This window comes from Streptomyces graminilatus, assembly GCF_001418565.1.
Lineage (GTDB): Bacteria > Actinomycetota > Actinomycetes > Streptomycetales > Streptomycetaceae > Streptomyces > Streptomyces graminilatus.
In genome coordinates, this window is record NZ_LIQQ01000645.1 from 1 (window position 1) to 7055 (window position 7055).

6 protein-coding genes and 1 tRNA gene are annotated in these 7055 nt (G+C 66.5%); 3 read left to right on the forward strand and 4 right to left on the reverse strand.

The window, feature by feature from the left end; all coding sequences use genetic code 11:
• A partial coding sequence (locus AOK08_RS38955; protein ID WP_157876984.1) for a response regulator occupies positions 1 to 266 on the reverse strand: 266 nt, incomplete at its 3' end.
• A gap of 101 nt (positions 267 to 367) precedes the next feature.
• Between AOK08_RS38955 and AOK08_RS38960 the strand changes: the two genes are divergently transcribed.
• Both AOK08_RS38960 and AOK08_RS38965 read left to right on the forward strand, forming a co-directional pair.
• Positions 368 to 440 (forward strand) — tRNA-Leu (locus AOK08_RS38960).
• A 105-nt stretch (positions 441 to 545) separates the two neighbouring features.
• Positions 546 to 1310: a hypothetical protein gene (locus tag AOK08_RS38965; protein ID WP_055534908.1), complete on the forward strand. Its 765-nt coding sequence runs from the start codon at positions 546 to 548 to the stop codon at positions 1308 to 1310.
• 10 nt (positions 1311 to 1320) lie between these two features.
• Here the strand turns inward: AOK08_RS38965 and pyk are convergent, their stop codons facing one another.
• Positions 1321 to 2757 (reverse strand): pyruvate kinase, encoded by a 1437-nt coding sequence (gene pyk / locus AOK08_RS38970; protein ID WP_055534910.1) that lies wholly within the window; start codon positions 2755 to 2757, stop codon positions 1321 to 1323.
• Between the two features lie 194 nt (positions 2758 to 2951).
• Positions 2952 to 3668 carry an SIMPL domain-containing protein gene (locus AOK08_RS38975; RefSeq protein WP_055534912.1) on the reverse strand — a complete coding sequence of 239 codons (717 nt, stop codon included), beginning with the start codon at positions 3666 to 3668 and terminating at the stop codon, positions 2952 to 2954.
• A 150-nt stretch (positions 3669 to 3818) separates the two neighbouring features.
• Here AOK08_RS38975 and AOK08_RS38980 point away from each other — a divergent pair, with 150 nt between their 5' ends.
• Complete coding sequence (locus AOK08_RS38980; RefSeq protein WP_055534914.1) at positions 3819 to 5624, forward strand: bifunctional metallophosphatase/5'-nucleotidase; 1806 nt, start codon at positions 3819 to 3821, stop codon at positions 5622 to 5624.
• Positions 5625 to 5666: 42 nt separating this feature from the next.
• Here AOK08_RS38980 and AOK08_RS38985 read toward each other — a convergent pair.
• On the reverse strand, positions 5667 to 7055 hold a 1389-nt coding region (locus AOK08_RS38985; protein WP_055534916.1), incomplete at its 5' end, for a lysine N(6)-hydroxylase/L-ornithine N(5)-oxygenase family protein.

Here is a 7055-nt window from a genome sequence, read left to right on the forward strand (position 1 = left end):
TCGGCCGCCGAGATGCCGTCGAGCTTGGGCATCTTCACATCGAGGATGACGAGGTCGGGCCGGTGCTTTCGGGCCAGCTCCACGGCTTCCTCACCGTCACCGGCCTCGCCGACGACGGAGTAGCCCTCCTCTTCGAGCATCTCCTTGAGATCTAGCCGAATGAGCGCCTCGTCCTCGGCAATGACGACACGGGTCGTCAGCGGAGGCACGTGCGACTTGTCGTCGTCGGGCGCGTCTGCGGGCTGGGGCGACTCGGGGGCGGTCACGGGGGCTCCTTGATCAGGGCAGGGGGCTGCTGACAAGAGCGTACATAGCTGCGGTAAGGTAGGGGCACGGCGGGTGATCGCCTACCTTCGTTTTACAGGAAGCCTCGGTAGTCCAGCGGAAGAGACACGGTGCTCAAACCACCGACAGCGTGGGTTCGAATCCCACCCGAGGCACTTTTCCTTTGATTCAAAGGAACCCATAAGAAGCGGATGTTCCCGTTCCGGTGAACATCCGCTTTTTGCTGCGTGTCGCGGCGGCCACTCCCCCAACCTGTCCACATGTACGACATCAGCACGCGCAAGCGGGCCCTGGTGATGGTGGGTCAGGGACGCAGTCTGAACTCCGTCAGCAAGGAGACGGGGATATCCCGGGCCGCCATCCGTAGCTGGCAGGCGCGAATCGATCCCTTGCCGCGTATGCGGGTGAGCCCGTGTGTCCGATGCCGGCCTGTCCCGGGCCTTCCCGAAGACAGGGCCGCCTACTCCTACCTTCTCGGCCTGTATCTCGGCGACGGCTGCATCAGCGCCCATTCACGCACGGGGCACTACCTGCGTATCGCCTGCGCCGACGCGTGGCCCGGGCTGATCGACGCCTGCGAGGCCGCCGTGCAGACGCTCAACCCGGGGAAGCGCGCGTACCGCGTCCAAGCACAGGGCTATGTCTCCGTAGTCGGATACAGCGCCCATTGGCCCTGCTTGTTCCCGCAGCACGGGTCCGGAAAGAAGCACGAGCGCCGGATCGTTCTCGACGACTGGCAGCAGGCGATCGTCGACGCACACCCATGGGAGTTCATCCGGGGACTCGTCCACTCCGACGGCTGCCGGATCACCAACTGGACCGAGAAGGTCATCGCCGGTGAACTCAAGCGCTACGAGTATCCGCGCTACTTCTTCACGAACCTCTCGTCCGACATCAGGAGGCTCTACACCGACACCCTCGACAAGGTCGGGGTCGACTGGAAACGAGCGAACACCCAGAACATCTCCGTCGCCCGAAAAGCCTCCGTAGCCCTGATGGACGCCCACGTGGGCCCCAAGCACTGAACCCGCGCGCCTACTTGGGGCTGTCGTCCTCGCCGATGTGGTGGACGCGGACCAGGTTCGTGGAGCCGGAGACTCCGGGTGGGGAGCCGGCCGTGATCACCACCACGTCGCCCTTCTGGCAGCGGCCGTATTTCAGGAGCAGTTCGTCCACCTGGTCGACCATCGCGTCCGTGGAGTCGACGTGCGGGCCCAGGAAGGTCTCCACGCCCCAGGTCAGCGCCAGCTGGGAGCGGGTTGCCGGGTCCGGGGTGAAGGCCAGGAGGGGGATCGGGGACCTGTAACGGGAGAGGCGCTTGACCGTGTCGCCGGACTGGGTGAACGCCACGAGGAACTTCGCGCCGAGGAAGTCGCCCATTTCCGCCGCCGCGCGGGCGACCGCGCCGCCCTGGGTGCGGGGCTTGTTTCGCTCCGTCAGGGGCGGGAGGCCCTTGGCCAGGATGTCCTCCTCAGCCGCTTCGACGATCTTCGCCATCGTGCGGACGGTCTCGATGGCGTACTTGCCGACGCTGGTCTCGCCGGACAGCATCACCGCGTCCGTGCCGTCGATGACCGCGTTGGCGACGTCCGAGGCCTCGGCCCTGGTCGGGCGGGAGTTCTCGATCATCGAGTCGAGCATCTGCGTGGCGACGATGACCGGTTTGGCGTTGCGCTTGGCCAGTTTGATGGCGCGCTTCTGGACGATGGGGACCTGTTCCAGGGGCATTTCGACGCCGAGGTCGCCGCGGGCGACCATGATGCCGTCGAAGGCGGCCACGATGTCGTCGATCGCTTCGACTGCTTGCGGTTTCTCGACTTTGGCGATGACCGGCAGGCGGCGGTGTTCCTCGTCCATGATGCGGTGGACGTCGTCGATGTCGCGTCCGCTGCGTACGAAGGAGAGGGCGACGACGTCGAAGCCGGTGCGCAGCGCCCAGCGCAGGTCTGCTTCGTCCTTGTCGGAGAGGGCGGGGACGGAGACCGCGACGCCTGGGAGGTTGAGGCCTTTGTGGTCGGAGATGATTCCGCCTTCGATGACCTTGGTGTGGACGCGGGGTCCGTCGACGGCGGTGACTTCGAGGCAGACCTTGCCGTCGTCGACGAGGACGCGTTCGCCGGGGGTGACGTCGGTGGCGAGGCCGGCGTGGGTGGTTCCGCAGGTGTGCTGGGTGCCTTCGATGCCTTCTTCGACGGTGATGGTGAAGGTGTCGCCGCGTTCGAGGAGTACAGGGCCTTCGGTGAAGCGGCCGAGTCGGATCTTCGGGCCTTGAAGGTCGGCGAGGAGGCCGATGCTGCGGCCGGTTTCGTCGGCGGCCTTGCGGACGTGCCGGTAGCGCGCCTCGTGTTCGGCGTGGGTGCCGTGGCTGAGGTTGAAGCGGGCTACGTCCATTCCGGCGTCGACCAGTGCTTTGATCTGGTCGTACGAGTCGGTGGCGGGGCCCAGGGTGCAGACGATCTTTGCTCGGCGCATACCTTTGAGCGTAGGCCTTACTGGTGGGTAGGGAATTGGCCCCGCATGACTACTCAACAACCTTTGCGTGAAGGGTTATTGACAAGAGTTGAATCGCCTCCTGGATTGTTCGGATGAGTATTTCGGCGGTCTTTCAGCCAGTCTGTTCGGCGCTCGGTTCACCGCCCCGTTCACCGCCCCGTCCTGCGGTCTGTTCACAGTTGTGGCGGGACCATCGTGAAGCGGGCGTTCACCTGGGCGTAGACCTGCTGGCGTTGGGGTTCCAGGTCGAGTGGCGGTGTCTCGTCCGCGCCCCCGGCGCCGGCGTAGGCCACGTGGCGCATGGAGCGTGACTGAGCGTCGTAGCCCATGGGGTGCACCCCTTCCGCGCCGATGTCCGCCAGCTCGACCAGGGCCGCCAGTGAGGTGCCCAGTGCCTCCGCGTATTCGCGGGCGCGTTGTACCGCTTCCCGTACTGCTTGGCGGCGGGCGTCGCGGTGGGCCGGGGAGTCGGGGCGCAGGGCCCACCAGGGGCCGTCGACGCGGGTGAGGTCGAGGTCGGCTAGGCGGCTGGTGAGTTCGCCGAGGGCGGTGAAGTCGGTGAGTTCGGCGGTGATGTGGACGTTGCCGTGGTAGGCGCGGACGCGTTCTCCGCGGCCGTGTTTGGTGAGTTCCGGGGCGATGGAGAAGGATCCTGTTTCGAGGCGTTCGACGGCGTCGCCGTAGGTTTTCACGAGGTCGAGGACGGTGGCGTTGCGGCGGGTGAGGTCGTCGAGTGCCGTGCGGCGGTCTGTTCCCCTCGCGCCGATGGTGATGCCGATGCGGGCTATCTCGGGGTCGACTTCGAGGTGGGCTTCGCCGCGGACGGCGATGCGGGGTGCGTCCGGGGTGCCGTAGGGGACTGCGGTGGGGTGCTCGGGGCTGGAGGTCATACGTCCCACTCTGTCACTCGTGGGGTGGTGGCGGTGGGTGTTGCGGAGTCTGCCGGTCACCAGATCGAAACCTTTGGGGGCTGTTGCCGCCGGTCATGTCCGGGTCAGAATCTACGCGCGTTGTTGACCATTCGCCGAGGAGCCCGAAACATGCCGTTGAACCGCCGGAAGTTCTTGAAGAAGTCCGCTGTGACCGGGGCGGGGGCGGCGCTGGCCAGTGCTGTCGTGGCTCCGGTGGCGCAGGCCGCGGAGGCGGGGAAGCCCGCGAAGGCCTGCAAGCGGTACTCCCTGACCGTGATGGGTACGACCGACCTGCACGGGCACGTCTTCAACTGGGACTACTTCAAGAACGCGGAGTACTCCGACGCGAAGGGCAACGCGCAGGGGCTGGCCCGTATCTCGACGCTGGTGGAGCAGGTCCGCAGGGAGAAGGGGCGTCACAACACGTTGCTGCTCGACGCGGGCGACACGATTCAGGGCACCCCGCTGACGTACTACTACGCGAAGGTGGACCCGATCACCGCCAAGGGTGGTCCGGTGCATCCGATGGCGCAGGCGATGAACGCCATCGGGTACGACGCGGTGGCGCTGGGCAACCACGAGTTCAACTACGGCATCGAGACGTTGCGCAAGTTCGAGTCGCAGTGCCGTTTCCCGCTGCTGGGCGCGAACGCGCTGGACGCGAAGACGCTGAAGCCGGCGTTCCCTCCGTACTTCATGAAGACGTTCCATGTGAAGGGTGCTCCGCGGGTCAAGGTGGCGGTGCTGGGGCTGACGAACCCGGGTATCGCGATCTGGGACAAGGCGTATGTGCAGGGGAAGCTGACGTTCCCGGGTCTGGAGGAGCAGGCGGCGAAGTGGGTGCCGAAGCTGCGTTCGATGGGCGCGGATGTGGTGGTGGTGTCGGCGCACTCGGGGTCTTCGGGGACTTCTTCGTACGGTGATCAGTTGCCGTACGTGGAGAACTCGGCGGCGCTGGTGGCGCAGCAGGTGCCGGGGATCGACGCGATTCTGGTGGGGCACGCGCACACGGAGATTCCTGAGCTGAAGGTGACGAACACGGCGACGGGGAAGACGGTGGTGCTGTCGGAGCCGCTGGCGTATGCGGAGCGGTTGTCGGTGTTCGACATCGAGCTGGCGTTCGAGGAGGGCAAGTGGGCTGTCGAGTCGGTCTCGGCGACCGTGCGTGACTCTAGGACGGTCGCGGACGACCCGAAGATCACCAAGCTGTTGAAGGACGAGCACGATGTCGTCGTGGCGTATGTCAACCAGGTGGTCGGTACGGCGACGGACACGTTGACGACTGTGGAGGCGCGTTACAAGGACGCTCCGATCATCGACCTGATCACGAGGGTCCAGGAGGATGTCGTGCGGGCGGCGCTGGTGGGGACGCAGTATGCGTCGCTGCCGGTGATCGCGCAGGGTTCGCCGTTCTCGCGGACGTCGGAGATCCCGGCCGGCAAGGTGACGATCCGGGATCTGTCGAGTCTGTACGTGTACGACAACACGCTGGTCGCGAAGTTGCTGACGGGTGCGCAGGTGCGGGCGTACCTGGAGTACTCGGCGCAGTACTTCGTGCAGACGCCGGTGGGTGCGGTGGTCGACGTGGAGAAGCTGACGAACGCGGGGAACCGGCCGGACTACAACTACGACTATGTGTCGGGGCTGACGTACGACATCGACATCGCGCAGGCGGCCGGTTCGCGGATCAAGAACCTGGCGTACGACGGTGTCGCGCTGGATGACGCCCAGAAGTTCGTGTTCGCGGTGAACAACTACCGTGCCAACGGTGGCGGGGCGTTCCCGCATGTGGCGTCGGCACCGGAGTTGTGGTCGGAGTCGACGGAGATCCGGACGCGGATCTCCGAGTGGGTGACGGCGAAGGGTGTGCTGGATCCGAAGGAGTTCGCTTCGGTGTCCTGGCGGCTGACGCGCGACGGTACGCCGGTGTTCTAGTCGGCGGCAGTCCGTGGGTGGCGGGTGGCTGCCTCGGGTTCCCTAGATTCCTTCCACGAGGGGGGTCAGCACTTGGTGCTGGCCCTTTTCGCGTTCTTGGCTCTGGCGGGGGGTCGGGACGTGGGGCAGTGGTTGTTCGAGGCCGAAGGTGGTGAAGGCGGTTCTGGTGGGCTGGGGGTAGGGGGCGCTGCCGGTGAGGGTGTTGAGGATGGCGGCGCTGCGCCAGGCGACGAGTCCGAGGTCGGGGGTGCCGACGCCGTGGGTGTGGAGTTCGGCGTTCTGGACGTAGACGTGGCTGCCGGTGGCGGTGATGGCGGGGTCGAGGACGAGTCTGAACTGTTCGTCGATGCGGGGGCGTTGGGCGTTGTCGCGGCGGAGGTAGGGGTCGAGGCCGGCGAGGATGCGGTCGAGGGGGCGGTCGCGGTAGCCGGTGGCGAGGACGACGGCGTCGGTGGTGAGGCGGGAGCGGGTGCCCTGTTGGGTGTGTTCGAGGTGGAGTTCGACTTTGGTGGTGGCGACGCGGCCGGCGGTGCGGACGTGGACACCGGGGGTGAGGACGGCTTCGGGCCAGCCGCCGTGGAGGGTGCGGTGGTAGAGCTCGTCGTGGATGGCGGCGATGGTTTCGGCGCCGATGCCTTTGTGGAGTTGCCATTGGGCGGCGACGAGGCGGTCACGGACGGGTTCGGGGAGGGCGTGGAAGTAGCGGGTGTGGTCGGGGGTGAAGTGTTCGAGGCCGAGTTTGGAGTACTCCATGGGGGCGAAGGCCTCGGTGCGTCCGAGCCAGTGGATTTTGTCGCGTCCGGCGGGGCGGTGGCGCAGGAGGTCGAGGAAGATCTCGGCGCCGGACTGTCCTGAGCCGATGACGGTGACGTGTTCGGCGGTGAGGAGGCGGTCGCGGTGGGCGAGGTAGTCGGCCGCGTGCAGGACGGGCACGGTGGGGGCTTCTACGAGGGGTTTGAGGGGTTCGGGGATGTAGGGCTCGCTGCCGATGCCGAGGACGACGTTCTTGGTGTAGGTCCGGCCGAGGGCTTCGGCTTCTCCGTCGGCGTCGAGTTGGGTGTAGTCGACTTCGAAGAGGTCCCGTTCGGGGTTCCAGCGGACGGCATCGACCTGGTGGCCGAAGTGGAGTCGGGGGAGGTTCTCGCTGACCCAGCGGCAGTAGGCGTTGTATTCGGCGCGCTGGATGTGGAAGCGCTCGGCGAAGTAGAAGGGGAAGAGGCGGTCGCGGCTCTTGAGGTAGCTGAGGAAGGACCAGGGGCTGGTGGGGTCGGCGAGGGTGACCAGGTCGGCGAGGAAGGGCACTTGGATGGTGGCGCCGTCGATGAGGAGTCCGGGGTGCCAGTCGAAGCGGGGGTGTTGTTCGTAGAAGACGGTGTCGAGGCCGGGGAGGGGGTCGGCGAGGGCGGCGAGGGAGAGGTTGCAGGGGCCGAT

What these genes read in the sequence shown, in the direction of transcription:
- AOK08_RS38965 (WP_055534908.1), top strand. Translation starts at nt 546, where the DNA reads ATGTACGACATCAGCACGCGCAAGCGGGCCCTGGTGATGGTGGGTCAG.
- pyk (WP_055534910.1), bottom strand. Translation starts at nt 2,757, where the DNA reads ATGCGCCGAGCAAAGATCGTCTGCACCCTGGGCCCCGCCACCGACTCG.
- AOK08_RS38975 (WP_055534912.1), bottom strand. Translation starts at nt 3,668, where the DNA reads ATGACCTCCAGCCCCGAGCACCCCACCGCAGTCCCCTACGGCACCCCG.
- AOK08_RS38980 (WP_055534914.1), top strand. Translation starts at nt 3,819, where the DNA reads ATGCCGTTGAACCGCCGGAAGTTCTTGAAGAAGTCCGCTGTGACCGGG.